This is a genomic window from Mesorhizobium sp. P2_C4, from assembly GCF_056404575.1.
Genome location: NZ_JBFUDT010000001.1, coordinates 865,817 through 885,196, shown reverse-complemented (window position 1 = coordinate 885,196; position 19,380 = coordinate 865,817). Strand labels below are relative to the sequence as shown.

Genomic DNA, 19,380 nt, shown 5'->3' with positions numbered 1-19,380 from the left:
TCAGGGAGGGCGCTGCATGACGATGCAGCCTGCAAGTACCGAGATCGCGTCGCGCACGGCGGCGATCATCCAGGAGTTGAAGGACCTCGAAGGTCCTCTGTTGCCGATCCTCCACGGCATCCAGGAAGAGTTCGGCCATGTGCCGCACGACGCGCTGCCGATCATCGCCGATGGGCTGAACCTATCCAGGGCTGAAGTGCACGGCGTCGTGACCTTCTATCATGATTTCCGCGCCAAGCCGGCCGGCCGGCATGTGCTCAAGCTCTGCCAGGCGGAAGCCTGCCAGTCGATGGGTTCGGATGCCGTCGCCGCCAAGATCAAGCAATTGCTGGGCATCGGTTTCCACGAGACCTCACGCGACGGATCGGTTACACTCGAGCCGGTCTATTGCCTCGGGCTTTGCGCCTGTTCGCCGTCGGCGATGCTGGACGGCGAGGTGATCGGGCGGCTCGATGACGAAAAGATCGAAGAGATCGTCGCGGAGGTACGCTCATGATCCCGCGCATCTACATTCCGGCTGATTCCGGCGCGCTGGCACTCGGCGCCGAGAAGGTCGCCAAGGCGATTCGAGCGGAACTGGCCGAACGCGGCATCGAGGCCAAGATCGTACGCAATGGTTCGCGCGGCGCTTACTTCCTCGAGCCGATGGTCGAGGTGGCAACCGCCGAGGGCCGCGTCGCCTATGGGCCGGTGAAGCCTTCCGACGTCAAAAGCCTGTTCGACTGCGGTTTCCTCAAGGGTGGCCATCACAAGCGCTGGCTGGGCGCGCCCGACAAGATCCCGTTCCTGGCCAAGCAGACGCGCCTGACCTTTGCGCGCTGCGGCGTCATCGACCCGCTGTCGCTCGACAATTACAAGGCGCATGGCGGGCTGAAGGGCCTGCAGAACGCGGTGGCCATGGCGCCCGCCGACATCGTCAAGCAGGTGACGGACTCGGGTCTACGCGGGCGCGGCGGCGCCGGCTTCCCGACCGGCATCAAATGGAAGACGGTGCTGGATACCGCCGGCGACCGCAAATACATCGTCTGCAACGCCGATGAAGGCGACAGCGCCACTTTCGCCGACCGCATGATCATGGAAGGCGACCCCTTCGTGCTGATCGAAGGCATGGCGATCGCCGGTATCGCCACCGGCGCGACCAAGGGTTTTGTCTATATCCGCTCGGAATATCCGCATGCGGTGGCGACGATGAACAAGGCTGTCGAGGTCGCCCGCAAGGCCGGCGTGCTCGGCGTCAATGTGCTCGGCTCCCCCAATGCCTTCGACATGGAAATCCGCGTCGGCGCCGGCGCCTATGTCTGCGGCGAGGAAACCTCGCTGTTGAACAGCCTGGAGGGCAAGCGCGGCGTGGTACGCGCCAAGCCGCCACTGCCGGCGATTCAAGGCCTGTTCGGCAAGCCGACGGTGATCAACAACGTCATCTCGCTGGCGTCCGTGCCGATCATCATGGACAGGGGTGCCGCCTTCTACAAGGATTACGGCATGGGCCGCTCGCGCGGCACCATCCCGATCCAGATCGCCGGCAACGTCAAGCAAGGTGGCCTGTTCGAGGCGGCCTTCGGCATGACGCTGGGCGAGATCGTCGACGATATCGGCGGCGGCACCGCCAACGGGCGTCCGGTGAAGGCGGTGCAGGTCGGCGGACCTCTCGGCGCCTATTTCCCGCGCGCGCTGTTCGACACGCCGTTCGACTACGAAGAGTTTGCAAAGCGTGACGGCCTGATCGGCCATGCCGGCATCACCGTCTTCGATGACACCGCCGACATGCTGAAGCAGGCGCGCTTCGCCATGGAGTTCTGCGCCATCGAAAGCTGCGGCAAGTGCACGCCCTGCCGCATCGGTTCGACGCGCGGCGTCGAGACCATCGACAGGCTGGCGGCCGGCATCGAGCCGGAGAAGAACCTCGCGCTGGTCACCGACCTCTGCAACACGATGAAGTTCGGGTCGCTGTGCGCGCTGGGCGGCTTCACGCCTTACCCGGTGATGAGCTCGATCACCCACTTCCCCGAAGATTTCAAGCCCGCGCCGGCGCGCGTGGCTGCTGAATAGGAGCTGGCAGATGAACATCAAGGCCGACTTCCCGCCACTCGTCGAAGAGATCGACTACGGAACCCCGCAATCGAATGCGGAGAAGCGGATCACGCTGACCGTCGACGGCCGCAGCATCAGCGTGCCGGAAGGCACGTCGATCATGCGGGCGGCGATGGAAGGCGGGGTCGAGATCCCCAAGCTCTGCGCCACCGACATGCTGGACTCGTTCGGTTCGTGCCGTGTCTGCCTCGTCGAGATCGAAGGGCGCGGCGGCACGCCGGCGTCCTGCACGACGCCGGTTGGCGAAGGCATGGTGGTGCGCACGCAGTCCGATCGGCTCGACGCCATTCGTCGCGGCGTCATGGAGCTCTATATCTCCGACCATCCGACCGGCTGGAACGAGAAAGCCGGCACCGGCGCCAGCGAGTTCGACGCGGTGGCGAAGTCGGTCGGCCTGACCGAGAACCGCTTCGGCGTCGAAGGCCGTAACCACGTCAAGGAAAACGGCGTTGCACCCGGCCATGGCTCGCTGGCGGTCGACTACATCGCCCGCGATGAGTCCAACCCCTATTTCACCTACGATGCGGCGCAATGCATCGTCTGCTCGCGCTGCGTGCGGGCCTGCGAGGAGGTGCAAGGCACCTTCGCGCTGACCATCGAGGGCCGCGGTTTCGAATCGCGCATGGTCGCCGGCATGCACGAGGATTTCATCGCCTCCGAATGCGTGTCCTGCGGCGCCTGCGTGCAGGCCTGTCCGACCGATGCGCTGCGCGAGAAGACGGTGCTCGAGAAGGGCATGCCGGAGCGCTCGGCCGTCACCACCTGCGCCTATTGCGGCGTCGGCTGCTCGTTCAAGGCCGAGGTGAAGGACGACGAAGTCATCCGCATGATGCCGTACAAGGACGGCAAGGCGAACCACGGCCATTCCTGCGTGAAGGGCCGTTTCGCCTATGGCTATGCCACCCACAAGGACCGCATCCTGTCGCCGATGATCCGGGAAAAGATCAGCGATCCCTGGCGCGAAGTGAGCTGGGAAGAAGCGATCGCCCATACGGCCAAGGAATTCCGCCGTATCCAGTATCAATACGGACGCACCGCCATCGGCGGCATCACCTCGTCGCGCTGCACGAACGAGGAGACCTATCTCGTCCAGAAGCTGGTGCGGCAAGGCTTCCGCAACAACAACGTCGATACCTGCGCACGCGTCTGCCATTCGCCGACCGGCTACGGTCTCGGCCAGACCTATGGCACCTCGGCCGGCACGCAGGATTTCGACTCCGTCGACTTCACCGACGTCGCCGTCATCATCGGCGCCAATCCGGCTTCCGCGCACCCGGTGTTCGCCTCGCGCCTGAAGAAGCGGCTGCGCCAGGGCGCCAAGCTGATCGTGCTTGATCCGCGTCGCACCGAGATGGTCAAGTCTGCCCATATCGAGGCGGATTATCACCTGCCGCTGAAGCCCGGCACCAATGTGGCGGTGCTGACGTCGCTGGCGCATGTCATCGTCACCGAAGGTCTTTTCAACGAAGCCTTCATCCGCGAGCGCTGCGACTGGGTGGAGTTCCAGGATTGGGCTTCGTTTGTCGCCTTGCCGGAAAACAGCCCCGAAATCGTCGGCAAGCTGTCCGGCGTCGATCCCGAGTTGATCAGGGGTGCTGCGCGGATGTACGCCACCGGCGGCAATGGCGCGATTTACTACGGCCTCGGGGTGACGGAACACAGCCAGGGTTCAACCACGGTGATGGCGATCGCCAACCTCGCCATGGCCACCGGCAATATCGGCCGTCCAGGCGTTGGCGTGAACCCGCTGCGCGGCCAGAACAACGTGCAAGGCTCGTGCGACATGGGCTCCTTCCCGCACGAACTGCCCGGCTACCGCCACATCTCCGGCGAAGCCGTGCGCGACATCTATGAGAGCCTGTGGGGCGTGAAGCTGGACGACGAACCCGGCTTGCGCATTCCCAACATGCTCGATGCCGCCGTCGACGGCACTTTCAAGGGCATCTACATCCAGGGCGAGGACATTCTTCAGTCCGATCCTGATACCAAACATGTTGCCGCCGGCCTCGCCGCGATGGAATGCGTCGTCGTGCACGACCTCTTCCTCAACGAGACGGCGAACTACGCGCATGTGTTCCTGCCGGGCTCGACCTTCCTGGAGAAGGACGGCACTTTCACCAACGCCGAGCGCCGCATCAACATGGTGCGCAAGGTTCTAGAGCCCAAGGCGCGCTACGCCGACTGGGAAGCGACGCAGGAGCTTGCGCGCGCCGTGGGGCTGGACTGGAACTATCAGCATCCCTCAGAGATCATGGACGAGGTCGCCAAGACGACGCCGAGCTTCGCCGGCGTCTCCTTCGAGCTGCTCGACCGTGTCGGATCCGTGCAATGGCCCTGCAATGAAAAGGCGCCGCTCGGCACTCCGATCATGCATGTCGATGGTTTCGTGCGCGGCAAGGGCAAGTTCATCCGCACCGAATATGTCGCGACGGACGAGCGGACCGGGCCGCGCTTCCCGCTGCTGCTCACCACCGGCCGCATCCTGTCGCAGTACAATGTCGGTGCGCAGACCAGACGCACCGACAACGTCATGTGGCATTCTGAGGACCGGCTGGAGATCCACCAGCACGATGCCGAAAATCGCGGCCTGCGCGACGGCGATTGGGTTCGGCTGACCAGCCGCTCTGGCGAGACGACGTTGCGCGCCCTGATCACCGATCGCGTGTCGCCCGGCGTGGTCTACACGACGTTCCACCATCCGGACACGCAGGCCAACGTCATCACCACCGACTTCTCCGACTGGGCGACCAACTGCCCGGAATACAAGGTGACGGCGGTGCAGGTCGGCGCCTCCAACGGCCCGTCGGACTGGCAGCGCGACTATGACGAGCAGGCCAAGCAGAGCCGGCGCATCGCAAAGCTGGAAGCGGCGGAGTAGGTCTTGGCCGCGCGCCGCAAAGCCACGACGCAAATCTCGCGCCTTGCCCGCCGCGCCGGCGGCACTGCGGCGGCCAACCGCATGGTGCCGGAAGAGACGCCGGTGGCGTTCTCCTTTGCCGGCACCACGCACGCGGTGATGATGGCCAGCCCGGCGGATTTCGAGGACTTCGCACTCGGCTTTTCGCTGACCGAAGGCATTATCGCAAAGCCTGACGAGATCGAGGCCATCGAGGTCGAGGATCATGGCGCCGGCATCGACATCCAGATCCGTCTCAAGGATCAGGCCAATACGCGCTTCGAGGCGCGGCGGCGCCGGCTGGCCGGGCCGGTCGGCTGCGGCCTGTGCGGCATCGAATCGATCGAGGAAGCGATGCGCTCGGTCGATGCGGTTGGTGCGTCGAAACTTACACTTGAGGCGGACGACATTGTTCGTTCCGTCAAATTGCTGTCGAAGGTGCAGCCGCTGCACGCCGAGACTGGCGCAGTGCATGCCGCCGGCTTTTACATCCCCGGCAAGGGCATTGTCATGGCGCGCGAGGATGTCGGCCGTCACAACGCGCTGGACAAGCTGGCCGGCGCCCTGGCCAAGGTCGGCATCGACGGCGCGTCGGGTGCCGTCGTCGTCACGTCGCGCGTCTCGGTCGAGATGGTGCAGAAGACGGCGGCAATCGGCTCGGCCTTCATCATCGCGGTATCGGCGCCCACATCCCTTGCCATCCGCACGGCCGAAGGCGCCGGCATGACGCTGGTGGCTTTGGTGCGCGGCGACGATTTCGATATTTTCACCCACCCCGACCGGGTGGTCTCCGGAGTTACCCAGCATGTCGCATGACGAAGAGCACATCATGAGCACCAGCGAGAAGCTGGTGATCATGGCCAACCAGATCGCCGCCTTCTTCCACTCCAAGCCGCGCGAGGAAGGCATCGCCGGCATCGCCGAGCACATCAACAAGTTCTGGGAACCGAGAATGCGGCGGCAGCTGTTCGAGATGCTGAACAGTGGCGGTGAGGGCTTCAACGAACTCGTCGTGGCTGCTTCCGCCAAGATCAAGCGGCCCAAGACGCCAGAACAGGCCGATACGAGTATCGGTTACACCGGGCGCGAGCCTGCGCAGGCCGAGAGCGCCGCTCCGCAGAAATAGCCCGACAACCGCCCCCGGCCGCCAAAGGTCTTATATTTCAGCCCTCTAAAGTTTGGCTGCCGCAAGCGGCGCGCCTCTGCTATGGTCGGCGATCAGAACGTCTGGCCGGGTGGAATGCACTCGTGAGGCCGATCGAGACCCGATACGCCCGGAGCGGCGATGTGCGGATCGCCTATCAGGTGATCGGCCAGGGCTCGTTCGATCTGGTGTTCGTGCCGGGCTTCATTTCCAATCTCGACCTGCATTGGGAAGACGAAGGCTATACCAGGCTTTTGCGGCGGCTATCGGTCTTCTCACGGCTGATCCTGTTCGACAAGCGCGGCACCGGACTTTCCGACCGCGTCGATGCCCATCATTTGCCCAGTCTCGAAACCCGCATGGACGATGTGCGCGCGGTGATGGATGCCGCCGGCAGTGGCCGGGCGGCCTTGCTCGGGGCTTCGGAAGGCGCGCCGATGGCGATGCTGTTTGCCGCCACCTATCCGCAGCGGACGCGGGCGCTGGCGCTTTACGGCGGCTATGCGCATTTCCACAAATGGGTGATGTCGCCGGAGCGCCTCGACACTTTCATCGAGACAGCCGAGACCGCATGGGGCACAGGCGCCACGCTGCAGCATTTCGCTCCTGGCCGGGTCGACGATTCGCGTTTCGCCTTGTGGTGGGGGCGTTTCGAGCGGCTGTCGGCGAGCCCGACTGCTGCAGCCGCGCTGGCGCGCATGAATGCCGGGATCGACGTGCGCGGAATACTTTCGGCGATCAGCGCGCCGACCTTGCTGATTCATCGCCGCAACGATGTGCGGGTCGACCCCGATGCCAGCCGTTTCCTGGCCAAGAAAATCGCCAATGCGCAGCTGGTCGAGGTGCCCGGGCGCGACCATCCGATCTGGACCGGCGACGTCGACCGGGTGGCCGACCTGATCGAGGAGTTCCTGACCGGCGCGCGTGCCGTGGCGGAGGTGGAACGCGTGCTTGCCACGCTTGTGGCAACACGCATCTACGACACGGCGCGGATCGGCGACCGCATGTGGAGCGAGCGCAGCCAGCGCTTCCAGGAAAGCTTGCGGCTGCTGGTCGGGCGCTATGGCGGCCGCTCGGCAGGCACGCATGGCGAGATGATGATGTCGCGCTTCGACGGTCCAGCCCGCGCCATACGCTGCGCGGCCGCACTGCGCGAGGCGGCGCAGGAAATCGGCGTCGCCAGCGGGCAAGGCGTGCATGTCGGCGAGGTCGAATTGCGCGGGCCACCGGTCGGGCTGACGGCCCGCGTGACGATGCAGCTTGCCGCCCATGCGGGACGCGGCGACATCCTCGCGTCGCGGCTGGTCGCCGATCTCGCAGCCGGGTCGGGCCTGCATTTCACCGATGCCGGGCGCATCACGCTGGACGAACAGGACGAACCGTTGGCACTGGTACGGGCGACGTCCGAACAGCATCTGGAGCCCGCCTGCCGCGCCAAGACCAAGGCGAGCGAACCGGCCGTACTGACAGCGCGGGAGAGCGAGGTGGTGAGCCTGATCGCCGACGGCAAGAGCAATGCAGCGATCGCCGCAGAGCTGAGGCTCAGCGAACACACGGTCAAGCGTCATGTCGCCAACATATTGCTCAAACTGGACCTGCCGTCGCGAGCGGCGGCGGCGGCGTTTTCAGCCAGGCACACTGGCCCGGACGGGCCATGAGAGCCATGGCGCTTTCGGGTGAAGCGGCCCAGGGCATGTAGGCGCTATCAATTCTTCCCATGCAGGCCAGGCGGATGTCGCCAGAAAGGGCGCTGCGAACGGAGGATGAAATGTTGAAGTCGAACCGGACACTCATATCGCTGGCAATAGCGGCGAGCGTCGGCGCGCTCTTTGCCATGGAACCTGCCAAGGCCGAGGACGCTTCGGCGACGGCCGCCTACAAGGACATTCAGGCAACGCTCGGCTCGGTGCCGGACATGTTCAAGACCTTGCCCGACGTCGCGGTCGCCGGCGCCTGGGCCGAGATCAAGGCCGTGCAGCTCAATCCGAACACCGCGCTCGACGGCAAGACCAAGGAACTCATGGGCCTCGCCGTCGCCTCGCAGATCCCGTGCCAGTACTGCATCTATTTCCACACGCAGGCGGCCAAGCTCAACGGCGCCAGCGACGAGGAGATCAAGGAAGCCGTGGCGATGGCGGCGATCGTGCGCCACTGGTCGACGATGCTTAATGGCAGCCAGATCGACCTCGCGACCTTCAAGAAGCAGACCGACGACGTGTTCGCGGCCGTCAAGGCCAAGTCGCAGTGAAAAACCACTGCCCGTCGATCGGCGCCGGGCAGCGCTTCTGATCATCAACCGCCCGATCGGGAAGACGGGCCATGGAGGATAAAATGCTGACGAAGACTCAAGTCGTGGACGGCGCGGCGATCAAGAAAGCAATCGAAGGCCGTGATGGAAGGCTGCTGGCGAGCTTCTATACCGACGACGCGCTGGTGCGGGTGTTCGACCGCAACAACCCGCCGAGCAAGCCGCGCGAAATCCGCGGGCGCGCGGCGATCACTACGTTCTGGGATGACATCTGCAGCCGGGCGATGACCCACAAGGTCGACACCACGATCGCCGACGGCAACAACCTCGCCTTCACCCAGGCCTGCGCCTATCCGGACGGCACCAAGGTGTTCTGCGCGGCGATGCTGGAACTGAAGAACGGGCTGATTGCACGGCAGACCGTCGTGCAGGCCTGGGACGAGTAGATCAACGGCGGATTGCGCCGCAAACCCAGAGGAGAAGAAGATGTTCAGCGCCAGATGGCAGATCGACGCCAAGTTCGGGCACAAGCAGACTGTGCTTGACCTGTTGAAGAAATGGGAACGCGAGATCGGCTCGCAGGTCGGCCTCGCCGACCTCAAGTTCCAGATCATGACCGGATCGATCGGCGCGCGGGAAGCAACGGTCGAGTCGCATCACCAGGTGGAAAGCCTGGCCCAGCTGGAGGCGATGTTTGCCAAGATCGGCAAGATCGACGCGCACGCCAAATGGGGCAAGGAGATCGAGCCCTATGTGGTCTCGGGCACCAGCCTGTGGAACATCTATCGCATCGTCGAATAGCAGCTACACAGGTGCCGCAACTTTCGGCCGTCAGCTTCGCCGGCCGAAGCTTGTTCGTGGCCCCGCGTAGCGCGCTTGCCTGGCCTGTTCGGCGGCCGCCATGCGCCCCGCCGGAGCGCTTTGGCCGGGCATGGCACCCTGTTTGGCCAACGCCGCTGCTATCATGGCATCCGCCTTGCGGGCGCGTTCGTCGGCACCGGCCGCATCGTCTGCAAAGCTCGCGGTCGTAGCGCGCGCCGCTGCCGGCCTGCTGCCCCGGAAAGCGATGAACAGAAACAGCGCGCCGAGCAGTCCGGCGCCGACGACTATGGTTATACGCGTGCCGGTCATGCCGGTAGGCTCGATCTGCGTCGGATTGGCAGGGTTCTGGACGACGGTGAGCGTGTCGCCGACCTGCGGTTCACGGGCGCCGTTCTTGTTCAGATCCATCGTCGTCTCGACGGCACCGGCGCCGGTGCCAACGCGCAAGGTGCCGGTGAATTTCTGGGTCACCTTCCACTCTTTGTCGGCGTGGACTGTCTTGAACGCCTCAACCAGATCGCATGGGATCGTGGCGGTGCTCACGGTCTTGTAGACGATCTTGTGCGCGGTCGATTCCATGTCGCATTCGACGTTGACCGCGAGGACTTCGGCCGGCGCCTCAGGCCAGCCGCTTTTCTTGATGATGTCCTTGCCGCCGAAGACGGCGATCAGCACGCAGAAGCCGCCGATTACCGTCAACTTGATCTTGGCCGTATTCATGAGCGAACCCCCTCGCCGCCGGTTTTGCCGACCGGAAGGCTGCTCGCTCAGGTTGAATATTCAGTAAATTGTGATCTGTCGCTGGGCCGCGAAAGTTACTCACGCTTAATATACAGAAAACGGCACGGTGGATATTTTAAGGAGTAGTGATGGCCGCTGCCCTATTCGGATATCACTAACCGTGGGCCACCATCACGTGGCGCACGGCGGTGTAGTCCTCCAGCGCATAGAGCGACATGTCCTTGCCGTAGCCGGACTGCTTCAGCCCGCCATGCGGCATCTCATTGGTCAGCATGAAGTGGGTGTTGATCCAGGTACAGCCATATTGCAGACGGGCGGCTGTTGCCATGGCGCGTGAGACATCCTTGGTCCAGACAGATGACGCCAGACCGTAGTCGCTGTCATTGGCCCAGTTGACGGCCTCGTCGACTTCCGTGAAACGGGTGACCGAGACGACGGGCCCGAACACTTCGCGGCGCACGATCTCGTCTTCCTGCAGCGCGCCGGCAACGACGGTCGGCTGGTAGTAGAAGCCGGAGCCCTCGCCCGGTCTGCCGCCGGTGGTGATCTCGATGTGCTTCAGCTCGGAAGCACGCTCGACGAAGCTCGAGACGCGGTCACGCTGGCGGCGCGAGATCAACGGTCCGATCTCGTTCTCGGTGTCGTCGGGGCGGTTGTACTTGATGGTCGAGACGGCCGAGGAGAGGTCGGCGACGAGCTTGTCGTAGATTTTCTTGCCGGCATAGATGCGGCAGGCTGCGGTACAATCCTGGCCGGCATTGTAGTAGCCGAAGGCGCGCAGGCCGTTGACCACGGCGCCGAGGTCGGCGTCGTCGAAGACGATGACCGGCGCCTTGCCGCCGAGTTCGAGATGCGTGCGCTTGACCGACTTGGCGGCGGCCTGCAGCACCTTCTTGCCGGTGGCGACATCACCGGTGATCGAGATCATGTTGACCTTGGGGTGGTTGATCAGCGTGTTGCCGACGCTGTCACCGCGGCCAAGCACGACATTGACGACGCCCTCCGGCAGGATTTCGGCCAGGATCTTCGCCAGTTTCAAAGCTGTCAGCGGCGTCTGTTCGGATGGCTTGAAGACGACGGTGTTGCCGCCGGCAATCGCCGGTGCCAGCTTCCATGCCATCATCATCAGCGGATAGTTCCACGGCGCGATGGAGGCGACGATGCCGATGGCATCGCGGCGGACCATCGAGGTGTGGCCCGGAATGTATTCGCCGGCGACCACACCCGGCATGGAACGCACCGCGCCGGCAAAGAAGCGGTAGCAGTCGACGATTGCCGGTATTTCGTCGTTGAGCACGGCGTTGATCGGCTTGCCGCAGTTGAGCGCCTCAAGTGCTGCGAACTCCTTCGCGTCGACCTCGATGCGGTCGGCGATCTTCAGGAGATAGCCGGAGCGCTGCGCCGGCGTGGTGCGCGACCACAAGGCGAACGCTTGTTCGGCGGCAATGACAGCCGCCTCGATCTGCGCCTGGCTGGCTTCAGGCAGGTTGAGAATGGTCGCCCCGGTCTTTGGATTGAGGATCGGCTCCTCGGTCTCGGTGCCCTTCTCGAACTTCGAGCCGATCAGCATCTGGGTGTCCATGGAGGTCTCTCCCTTACGGATTTTTTGAGGTTATTTGCCTGAACCGGCGATCTGGTCGCCGTCGCGGGTCAGGTAATAGGCAAGCAGGATGGGCAGCAGCGTCACCAGCACGACGACCATGGCTACGACATTAGTGACCGGGCGCTGGCGCGGACGGATCAGCTCTTCCAGCATCCAGATCGGCAGCGTCTGCTGCTGGCCGGCGGTGAAGGTGGTGACGATGACCTCGTCGAAGGACAAAGCGAAGGCCAGCATGCCGCCGGCCAGCAGTGCGGTGGCGATGTTGGGCAGCACGACATGGCGAAAGGTCTGAAAACCGTCGGCGCCGAGATCCATCGAGGCCTCGATCATCGAGCCGGAGGTGCGGCGGAAACGAGCGACGGCGTTGTTGTAGACGACGACGACGCAGAAGGTGGCGTGGCCAAGCACGATCGTCCAGAACGAGAAGGGAATATCGGCCAGCGAAAACGCAGAGCGCAACGCGATGCCGGTGATGATGCCGGGCAGTGCGATCGGCAAGATGACCAATAGCGAGATGGTTTCGCGGCCGAAGAATTTTGTCCTGGAAACCGCGGCTGAGCAGAGCGTGCCGAGGATGAGCGCAATTGCGGTCGAGATCGCCGCGACCCGGACCGACAACGACAGGGCCTGCCAGACATCGGGCCGGCTCCAGGTGACGGCGAACCACTGCGTCGTCAGGCCGGGCGGCGGCCAGACGAAACTCTTCTCCTCGGTGGTGAAGGCGTAGACGAAGATCAGCAGGATCGGCAGGTGCAGGAACAGCAGGCCGCAGGCTGCGGCTACCTTGAGGCCGAGCGGTGCCGACTGCGAGCCATCAGAGCGCATCGAAGGCCCCCATGCGCTTGGCGCCCCACAGGTAAAAACCCATGATGACGATGGGCACCACGGTGAAGGCGGCGGCGAGCGGGATGTTGCCGGCGGTCCCTTGCTGCGAATAGACGGCCTGGCCGATGAACAGCCGCGACGTCCCGATGATCTGCGGGATGATGTAGTCGCCCAGCGTCAGCGAGAAGGTGAAGATCGAGCCGGCGACGATGCCCGGCAGCGCCAGCGGGAACAGCACGTTGCGAAAGGTCTGCCCTGGCGAGGCGCCGAGATCGGACGAAGCTTCGACCAGATTGCCGGGCACACGCTCTAGAGCCGCCTGAACCGGCAGGATCATGAACGGCAGCCAGACATAGACGAAGACGATGAAAGTGCCGGTTGCCGAGACCGACAGCGAGTTGCCGCCGACGACCGGCAACGACAGCCAGCCATCGAGCAGCCACAAAAGATGCAGCTTGGCGAGCAGCCAGGTCAGGATGCCTTCCTTGGCCAGGATCAGCTTCCAGGCGTAGATCTTGACTAGGTAGCTCGACCATAGCGGCAGCATGATGCCGAGATAGAACAGCGCCTTCCAGCGACCGCGGGCATAGCGCGCCGCGTAGTAGGCGATGGGGAAAGCGAGGATCGCGGAGGCAAGCGTGACCAGGGCTGCCATCGTCACCGTGCGCAGGATGATGTCGAGATTGGCGGCCTGGAACAGGTCGCCATAGGTTTTCAGCGTGAACTCGCGGTTGATGAGGCCGGAGAATTCGTCGATCGAGAAAAAGCTCTGCGCCAGCAGCGCAAACAGCGAGCCGATATAGACGATGCCGAGCCACAGTACCGGCGGCATCAGCATGAGCAACAGCAGGACCTTGGGCCTGCGCCAGAAAAGATCCGACAGCGCGCCGCGCAGGCCACCGCTTCCCGGCAGGATCGCAGGGGCATTGGCGCGCGGCATGGCGGCATCGAGGCTCATGCCGGCTCGTCCATCAGGTGCAAATGTTCGCGGTTGAAGGTGAGCACCACCGCCTCGCCTTCTGCCGGCAAGGCGGTGCCGGCCGGCACGATGGCATGCAGCTTCAGCCCGTCGGCATCGAGGGCCAGTTTGGTCGTGGCGCCGAGATAGTTGGTGGAGACGAGGCGAGCGGCAACGCCGTCGCCTTTCGCGGCACGGCCGACGCGAATGGATTCAGGTCGCAGGCTGCCCCAGCGATGCTGGCCGGCATAGCGCTGGACGAAATCCGGCGGCAGGACATTGGACGAGCCGACGAAATCGGCGACGAAGCGGGTCTTGGGTCGCTGATAAATGTCTTCCGGCGTGCCGATCTGCATGATCTTGCCGTCGTTGAAGACAGCGACGCGGTCGGCCATCGACAGCGCCTCGCCCTGGTCATGGGTGACGAAGATGAAGGTGATGCCGAGCGCCTTCTGCAGCGATTTCAGCTCTTCCTGCATGTTCTCGCGCAGTTTGAGGTCGAGCGCGCCGAGCGGCTCGTCGAGCAACAGCACCTTGGGCTGGTTGACCAGTGCGCGGGCGAGCGCCACGCGCTGGCGCTGGCCGCCGGAAAGCTGGCCGGGGCGACGGGCGCCATAGCCGGGAAGCCGCACCAGCGACAGCGCCTCTTCCGCAGCCTTCTGCTGCTCGGGTTTGCCGACGCCCTTGACCATCAGCCCATAGGCGACGTTGTCGAGCACGTTCAGATGCGGAAACAGCGCGTAATCCTGAAACACCGTGTTGACGTTGCGACGATAGGGCGGAACGCCCTCGGCGCGTTCGCCGAAGATCGAGATCGAACCGGCCGTCGGCTGCTCGAAGCCGGCGATCAGGCGCAGGCAGGTCGTCTTGCCGGACCCCGAGGGACCAAGCATGGCGAAGAACTCACCGGGCACGATATCGAGGTCGACCGCATCGACGGCGCGCACGCTGCTGAAATGGCGGGAGACCTGTTTGAAGGAAACGGCTGGTGTCATGGGCTGTCAATCTGTTGCCGGTTTAGCTTTGTCGAATCGCTCTCGCCTCCCGACTGGGATGGCGGATTGGCACAGCGTTGCGGCGAAGCCGCGGGTGGGGGTGATCCGGCATGACCTGCCGAGCAGCCCCACCTCGCAGACCCCACCCCAACGGTACGCGTCGACCCTCCCCATCAGGGGAGGGCAATGGGCAAAATCACCGGCCGCCGATGACGCCGATATAGTCCGACACCCAGCGGTAGTAAGGCACGCACTGGTTGTTCTCGCTGGCGCATTTCGACACCGGCGTCTTCCAGAACTTGATCTTGTCGAAATTGTCGTAGCCGTTGGTCTTGCAGCCTTCGTCGGTCAACAGTTCGTTGCCCTTGCAGGCGGCGGGCACCACCGGGAGCGAACCGAACCACGCGGAGACATCGCCCTGTACCTTGGGCGACAGCGAATGCTCCAGCCACATATAGGCGCAGTTCGGGTTGGCCGCGTCGGCCTCCATCATGGTCGTGTCGGCCCAACCGGTGACGCCTTCCTCGGGAATGGTCGAAGAGACAGGCTTCTTGGCGGCAACCAGCGCGTTGACCTGATACGGCCACGAACCCGAAGCAACCACGCCCTCGTTCTGGAAATCGTCGACCTGGATGGCGGCATCGTGCCAATAGCGGCCGACCAGCGTACGCTGGACACGCAGCAGATCGAGCGCCGCCTTGTACTGGTCCTCGGTTAGTTCGTAGGGATCCTTGATGCCGAGTTCCGGCTTGTGGAACATCAGATAGTTGGCGGCGTCGGCAATATGGATCGGACCGTCATAGGCCTGGACGCGCCCCTTGTTCGGCTTGCCGTCGGGCAGGTCCATCGCCTCGAAGACGACGTTCCAGCTCTTCGGTGCTTCCTTGAACACGTCGGTGTTGTACATCAGCACATTCGGACCCCATTGATAGGGAACGCCGTAGTGCACCTTGTCGACCGTGAACCAGGGCGCATCCTTCAGCCGGTCGTCGACCGTCTTCCAGCTCGGGATGAGATCGGTGTTGATCGGCTGGACGCGCTTGCCGGCGACAAGGCGCAGCGACGCATCGCCCGAGGCGGTGACGAGATCGAAGCCGCCTTCGTTCATCAGCGAGACCATTTCGTCGGAGGTGTTGGCGGTCTTGACGTTGACCTTGCAGCCAGTGTCCTTCTCGAAGGACGAGACCCAGTCATAGCCCTTGTCGGTTTCGCCGCGCTCGATGTAGCCCGGCCAGGCGACAATGTTGACCTGTCCTTCGCCCTTGCCAAGTTCCTTGACCTGGGCGACAGCCTGGCCGGAGAAGGTCAGCGCAACCGTCAATGCAGTGCATGACTTGAGGAATGAATTCATCATCGATCTCCCATTTTGGCGCCTGACCCCGAAGCCGGTTTCGGTCTTCGCCAGGGCCACGCGCGGACTGAAAAAAGTCAGCTCGTCCGATGGACGCATGCCGCTCTGACGGCGGCTTTGGTTCCTGACAGACAAAGTGCTGTTAAATTGCCGGTTTCGCAAATTCATTTATCAGAAGGGCGATATCGGTTTTTCCGATAGATCAGCGGCCGATCTTGTCGGGCCGTTGACGCACCATGCGCTGCGACTGGGCGAGGCCGATGAAGTCGCGCGCCGCCTGCGGCAGGCCGGAGCCGCGACGCCAGACCATGCCGACCTGCACGACCGGCAAGGAGCCGGAGATGTCGCGCGATTCGATGCGGTCGCCTTCAAGCGACCATGGCCGGTAGACGAGGTCGGGCAGCAGCGCGACGCCGGCGCCGGTGGCGACTAGGCTGCGCACGGCCTCGACCGAACGGGTGCGAAAAGCGACATGCGGCTTGGCGCCGATCGCCGCCAGCAGCTTGCCGGTGTTTTCCTCGATTTCGTCGACGGTGAGCATGATCAGCGGTTCGCCGGCAATGTCGCCAATGCCGATGATGTCGGCGCCGGCCAGCGGATGGCTGAGCGGCAGCCACAGCCGATAGGCTGAGACTTCGAGGATTTCCGACTGCAGCGCGGTACGGTCGCGCAGGTTCGAGGTGACCATCACGGCGATGTCGAGTTTGCCACCGATCAGCAGATGCTCGAGATAATCGCCATTGTCCTCGATAGCCGAAACCTCGACGCCCGGATATGCACGACGGTAGCGCGCCAGCAGGTCGGACAGCACATAGCCGGCAACCAGCGAGGTGACGCCGAGCTGCAGCCGGCCGCCCGCCACCATCTGGTCGCCGGAGAAAGAGCGGCGCGCATCGGAAACGTCGGCAAGGATCTTTGTCGCGTGGCGTAGGAACTGATGGCCCTTGTGGGTGATGTTGAGGCCACGCGGGTGGCGCTCGAACAGTTCGACGCCGAGATCGCTCTCAAGCTCCTTGATCGCCTCGGTGACTGACGATTGCGAGATCGACAGGTTCTGGGCCGCCCCCGACACCGTGCCTTGCTCGGCGACGGCGATGAAAAACTGCAACTGGCGGATGGTGAAAGCCATGGCCGGACTAAACACCGGCGCAGCGAGGAAGGAAAGCGACGGCGGCGCTTATCCCGTGACGGCTTACGGCGCCTCCTGGTCAGCCGAACCCGAGGCGCCGCCGGCAGGCCGGACCATAGCGCAGCGCGAGCATGAATGCCGTCTCCAGCGCCAAGACGATGATAATGATGCGAAAGCCGATGGCATAGGAATCCCGGCCACTGCCGCGCATGAGGTAGCCGGTGATGAGAAAGCCCGTGTTCCACAGCGTGGCGCCGAGCAGCGTCGCCCCTGCAAAAGGCAAGAGCGGCAGACGCAGCGCGCCGGCGGCGATCGGCAGGTAGTTGCGCACCGTCGGGATAAACTGCGCCAGCAAGGAGACCCGCATATGATGGCGGCGATAGGCCTCGCCGAGCCTGGAATAGGTCGCATAGCGCAGGCAGACATATTTGCCGAAACGCTCGACCAGCCTGTCGGCACGATCCAATCCAATGCGGCGGCCCACACTATACCAGACGAGGCAGCCTGAGATGGCGGACAGCGTCGTCAGCAGGAGCAGGATCGCCAACGCCGGGAGATCGGGCGCCGAGGTCATGCCAAGGAACAGCAGCAGCACATGCGAGGGCGGCAGCGGAAGTATCTTTTCAGTGAAGGCGAGGCAGGCGACGCCGAGCAGGCCGAAGCCCAGAATCGCCGACAGCGGATCGGTCATGAAAAGCGCCAGTCGTAGGTTTTGAGGTTCTTGATCCTGGATACCTTATACACCGTCGCGGGCGGGAAGGTACGGAAGGTGCGGCCAAGTCGGACCGCTTCCAGGTCGAGCCTGTCGAGCAATGTCTGGTCGAAAGGGCAACGGCTGCCCAATGTGTACTGGTAAAGTGCCGCGCCCGGCCGCAGAGCGTCGAACACGCCTTCCAATATTGCGAAGGCCTTGCGCGGGTTCATCCGCCGAAAAGGCAAACCGCTGATGGCAGCGCCCACGACCGGCCCATCGAACAGCGGCGGAAAGCGTAGGCCAACCGCATCCATTTCGAAGATGCGCGCGGCCGGAAAGCGGCGCGTCAGCAGCGTGGCAAAGTCAGGGTCGGCCTCGACCAGCGTCAGGTCATTTTCGCTGACGCCGCGTTCCAGCAGCGCCCGCGTGAACGGACCGGTGCCCGGCCCAAGCTCCAGCACCGGACCGGTCCCGGGGCCGATTTCGCGCGTGATCAGCGCCGCCAGACTGGAGCTGGACGGCGTGACCGAACCGATCCGGAGCGGCGCCAGCGTCCAGGCCATGAGGAAAGACAAGGCATCGTTTGCAGGCATAGCGACCTCACTGCTGATGCGGGCGATTCGCCTGGCCCGCATTTCGATGAGGCGCTGTTTGCGGCGGCCGGGTTGCGTGAACATTGCGAAGAGCCGGCCCAATCGAAAAGATTCCAGCAGAGATCGATGGTGTTCGGCCTAACCTGCTTTCAGGCCGCCGCGATGCTGAGCCGCGCACCAGCCTGGGCAAGGGCGGCGGCAATGTCGCGCGGCGGCGGCCGGTCGGTCGCGAGTTCCGAAAAGTCGTCGAAGCCGCAGACCTGGACCAGACCCTGGCGGCCGAATTTTGTGTGGTCGGTGATGACCAGCGAGCGCTGGCCGCGCGACAGCACCATGCGGGCGAATTCCGCCTCTTCCAGATCATAGTCCATAACGCCGGTGACGGCATCGACCGCACCGGTGGAGATCACCGCATGGCTGACGGAAAAGCGGCTGACGAATTCGATGGCCGAGACGCCGAAGGCAGCGCCGGAATCGCTGCGCAATTCGCCGCCCGCCATATAGACCTTGTTGTCGTTGACGGTGGCCAGCGTGCGGGCGATGTCGGACGAATTGGTGACGACCGTCAGCCGCCGGTGGCCGAGCAGTTCACGGGCCAGGAAAGACGTCGTCGTGCCGGTGTCGAGCATGATCGATTCGCCGTCGCGGATGGTGGCGGCGACCATGCGGGCGATGATGCGCTTGGCGTCGGCATTGTCGCGCATGCGTCGCTCGAACGGTGCTTCGCCGGCCATCGACGGCAGGCCGATGGCGCCATGCATCTTCAGGATCGAGCCATCGCCGGTCAGTGGCTTGACGTCGCGACGCACGGTTTCCAGCGACACCCCCAGCCGATCGGCCAGGCTGGCGATGCTGATTGTGCCTTCCTCCTTGAGCAGGCGCAGGATTTCGCCATGCCGCTTCGAATGGATCATTCGGCTTTCCCGTGTTTTTTGAGCTTTTGACCGATTCTAAGGTAATTCAAGCGGTTTTAAAGCAATTGCTTGTGCTTTCGGGCAAAACACCCAAAAAAAGTCACAACTTTTTATTGACAGCCGGGCAACACTGACGTGAGATCAGAGTGTGACAGGCTCGGAACTGCCACGAGAGGGTGATGGCAGAGCCGCAACTTACGGACCAGATCGTCTGGAACATGCCTGGTGCAAGGATTTTTCAGATCCGCGGGGGCGGATGTCGGGTATCAAGAACCTGGCAAAGGGGCTCGTCGGTGCGGTGCGGGATACCAATCCTGGCGTCCCGCACCGACGAGATGTCGCGTTTCTCCCCACCTTCGTCGCGCTGTCCGTGGCG

The 19,380-nt window shown here is 63.8% G+C and carries 19 protein-coding genes; 9 read left to right on the top strand and 10 right to left on the bottom strand.

What is annotated here, in order from left to right; genetic code table 11:
- The first annotated feature begins 16 nt into the window (after positions 1-16).
- The 9 genes from AC1DX6_RS04260 to AC1DX6_RS04220 all read left to right on the top strand — a co-directional run bounded on the left by AC1DX6_RS04260 (position 17) and on the right by AC1DX6_RS04220 (position 9,180).
- Positions 17-496 carry a formate dehydrogenase subunit gamma gene (locus AC1DX6_RS04260; protein WP_477311478.1) on the top strand — a complete coding sequence of 160 codons (480 nt, stop codon included), beginning with the start codon at positions 17-19 and terminating at the stop codon, positions 494-496.
- Entirely contained in the window at positions 493-2,049 is a 1,557-nt protein-coding gene (locus AC1DX6_RS04255) for a formate dehydrogenase beta subunit (protein WP_477311477.1), read from the top strand. The genes AC1DX6_RS04260 and AC1DX6_RS04255 overlap by 4 nt, the downstream gene beginning before the upstream one ends.
- A gap of 10 nt (positions 2,050-2,059) precedes the next feature.
- Positions 2,060-4,969, top strand: coding sequence for a formate dehydrogenase subunit alpha (gene fdhF / locus AC1DX6_RS04250; protein WP_477311476.1), 2,910 nt, complete (start codon positions 2,060-2,062; stop codon positions 4,967-4,969).
- A 3-nt stretch (positions 4,970-4,972) separates the two neighbouring features.
- The gene (gene fdhD, locus AC1DX6_RS04245; protein WP_477311475.1) at positions 4,973-5,803 is read left to right on the top strand and encodes a formate dehydrogenase accessory sulfurtransferase FdhD; all 831 of its coding nucleotides are present in this window, start codon (positions 4,973-4,975) and stop codon (positions 5,801-5,803) included.
- Positions 5,793-6,113 carry a formate dehydrogenase subunit delta gene (locus AC1DX6_RS04240; RefSeq protein ID WP_477311474.1) on the top strand — a complete coding sequence of 107 codons (321 nt, stop codon included), beginning with the start codon at positions 5,793-5,795 and terminating at the stop codon, positions 6,111-6,113. The genes fdhD and AC1DX6_RS04240 overlap by 11 nt, the downstream gene beginning before the upstream one ends.
- Positions 6,114-6,235: 122 nt before the next feature.
- A complete protein-coding gene (locus AC1DX6_RS04235) occupies positions 6,236-7,789 on the top strand; it encodes an alpha/beta fold hydrolase (protein ID WP_477311473.1) in 1,554 nt (517 codons plus the stop codon).
- A gap of 110 nt (positions 7,790-7,899) precedes the next feature.
- Positions 7,900-8,379, top strand: coding sequence for a carboxymuconolactone decarboxylase family protein (locus AC1DX6_RS04230; RefSeq protein ID WP_477311472.1), 480 nt, complete (start codon positions 7,900-7,902; stop codon positions 8,377-8,379).
- Positions 8,380-8,462: 83 nt separating this feature from the next.
- Positions 8,463-8,825, top strand: a complete 363-nt coding sequence (locus tag AC1DX6_RS04225; RefSeq protein WP_477311471.1) for a nuclear transport factor 2 family protein — start codon at positions 8,463-8,465, stop codon at positions 8,823-8,825.
- Positions 8,826-8,865: 40 nt separating this feature from the next.
- Positions 8,866-9,180 carry a hypothetical protein gene (locus AC1DX6_RS04220; RefSeq protein ID WP_477311470.1) on the top strand — a complete coding sequence of 105 codons (315 nt, stop codon included), beginning with the start codon at positions 8,866-8,868 and terminating at the stop codon, positions 9,178-9,180.
- Between the two features lie 30 nt (positions 9,181-9,210).
- On the opposite strand, the gene AC1DX6_RS04215 is transcribed toward AC1DX6_RS04220, so the two are convergent.
- The 10 genes from AC1DX6_RS04215 to AC1DX6_RS04170 all read right to left on the bottom strand — a co-directional run bounded on the left by AC1DX6_RS04215 (position 9,211) and on the right by AC1DX6_RS04170 (position 19,004).
- Complete coding sequence (locus AC1DX6_RS04215; RefSeq protein WP_477311469.1) at positions 9,211-9,921, bottom strand: hypothetical protein; 711 nt, start codon at positions 9,919-9,921, stop codon at positions 9,211-9,213.
- Between the two features lie 175 nt (positions 9,922-10,096).
- On the bottom strand, positions 10,097-11,524 hold the full coding sequence (locus tag AC1DX6_RS04210) for a gamma-aminobutyraldehyde dehydrogenase (RefSeq protein ID WP_477311468.1): 1,428 nt from the start codon (positions 11,522-11,524) through the stop codon (positions 10,097-10,099).
- A 30-nt stretch (positions 11,525-11,554) separates the two neighbouring features.
- Positions 11,555-12,370 (bottom strand): ABC transporter permease, encoded by an 816-nt coding sequence (locus AC1DX6_RS04205; protein WP_477311467.1) that lies wholly within the window; start codon positions 12,368-12,370, stop codon positions 11,555-11,557.
- Positions 12,360-13,328 carry an ABC transporter permease gene (locus tag AC1DX6_RS04200; RefSeq protein ID WP_477311466.1) on the bottom strand — a complete coding sequence of 323 codons (969 nt, stop codon included), beginning with the start codon at positions 13,326-13,328 and terminating at the stop codon, positions 12,360-12,362. The genes AC1DX6_RS04205 and AC1DX6_RS04200 overlap by 11 nt, the downstream gene beginning before the upstream one ends.
- Positions 13,325-14,323, bottom strand: a complete 999-nt coding sequence (locus AC1DX6_RS04195) for an ABC transporter ATP-binding protein (RefSeq protein ID WP_477311465.1) — start codon at positions 14,321-14,323, stop codon at positions 13,325-13,327. Before AC1DX6_RS04195 ends, AC1DX6_RS04200 begins: the two co-directional genes overlap by 4 nt.
- Before the next feature lie 196 nt (positions 14,324-14,519).
- Positions 14,520-15,674 carry an ABC transporter substrate-binding protein gene (locus AC1DX6_RS04190; RefSeq protein WP_477311899.1) on the bottom strand — a complete coding sequence of 385 codons (1,155 nt, stop codon included), beginning with the start codon at positions 15,672-15,674 and terminating at the stop codon, positions 14,520-14,522.
- Positions 15,675-15,876: 202 nt separating this feature from the next.
- Positions 15,877-16,803 (bottom strand): LysR family transcriptional regulator, encoded by a 927-nt coding sequence (locus tag AC1DX6_RS04185; RefSeq protein WP_477311464.1) that lies wholly within the window; start codon positions 16,801-16,803, stop codon positions 15,877-15,879.
- A 79-nt stretch (positions 16,804-16,882) separates the two neighbouring features.
- The gene (locus tag AC1DX6_RS04180; protein ID WP_477311463.1) at positions 16,883-17,494 is read right to left on the bottom strand and encodes a DedA family protein; all 612 of its coding nucleotides are present in this window, start codon (positions 17,492-17,494) and stop codon (positions 16,883-16,885) included.
- Entirely contained in the window at positions 17,491-18,090 is a 600-nt protein-coding gene (locus AC1DX6_RS04175; RefSeq protein WP_477311462.1) for a class I SAM-dependent methyltransferase, read from the bottom strand. Before AC1DX6_RS04175 ends, AC1DX6_RS04180 begins: the two co-directional genes overlap by 4 nt.
- A 149-nt stretch (positions 18,091-18,239) precedes the next feature.
- Positions 18,240-19,004, bottom strand: coding sequence for a DeoR/GlpR family DNA-binding transcription regulator (locus tag AC1DX6_RS04170; RefSeq protein WP_477311461.1), 765 nt, complete (start codon positions 19,002-19,004; stop codon positions 18,240-18,242).
- Positions 19,005-19,380: the final 376 nt, after the last annotated feature.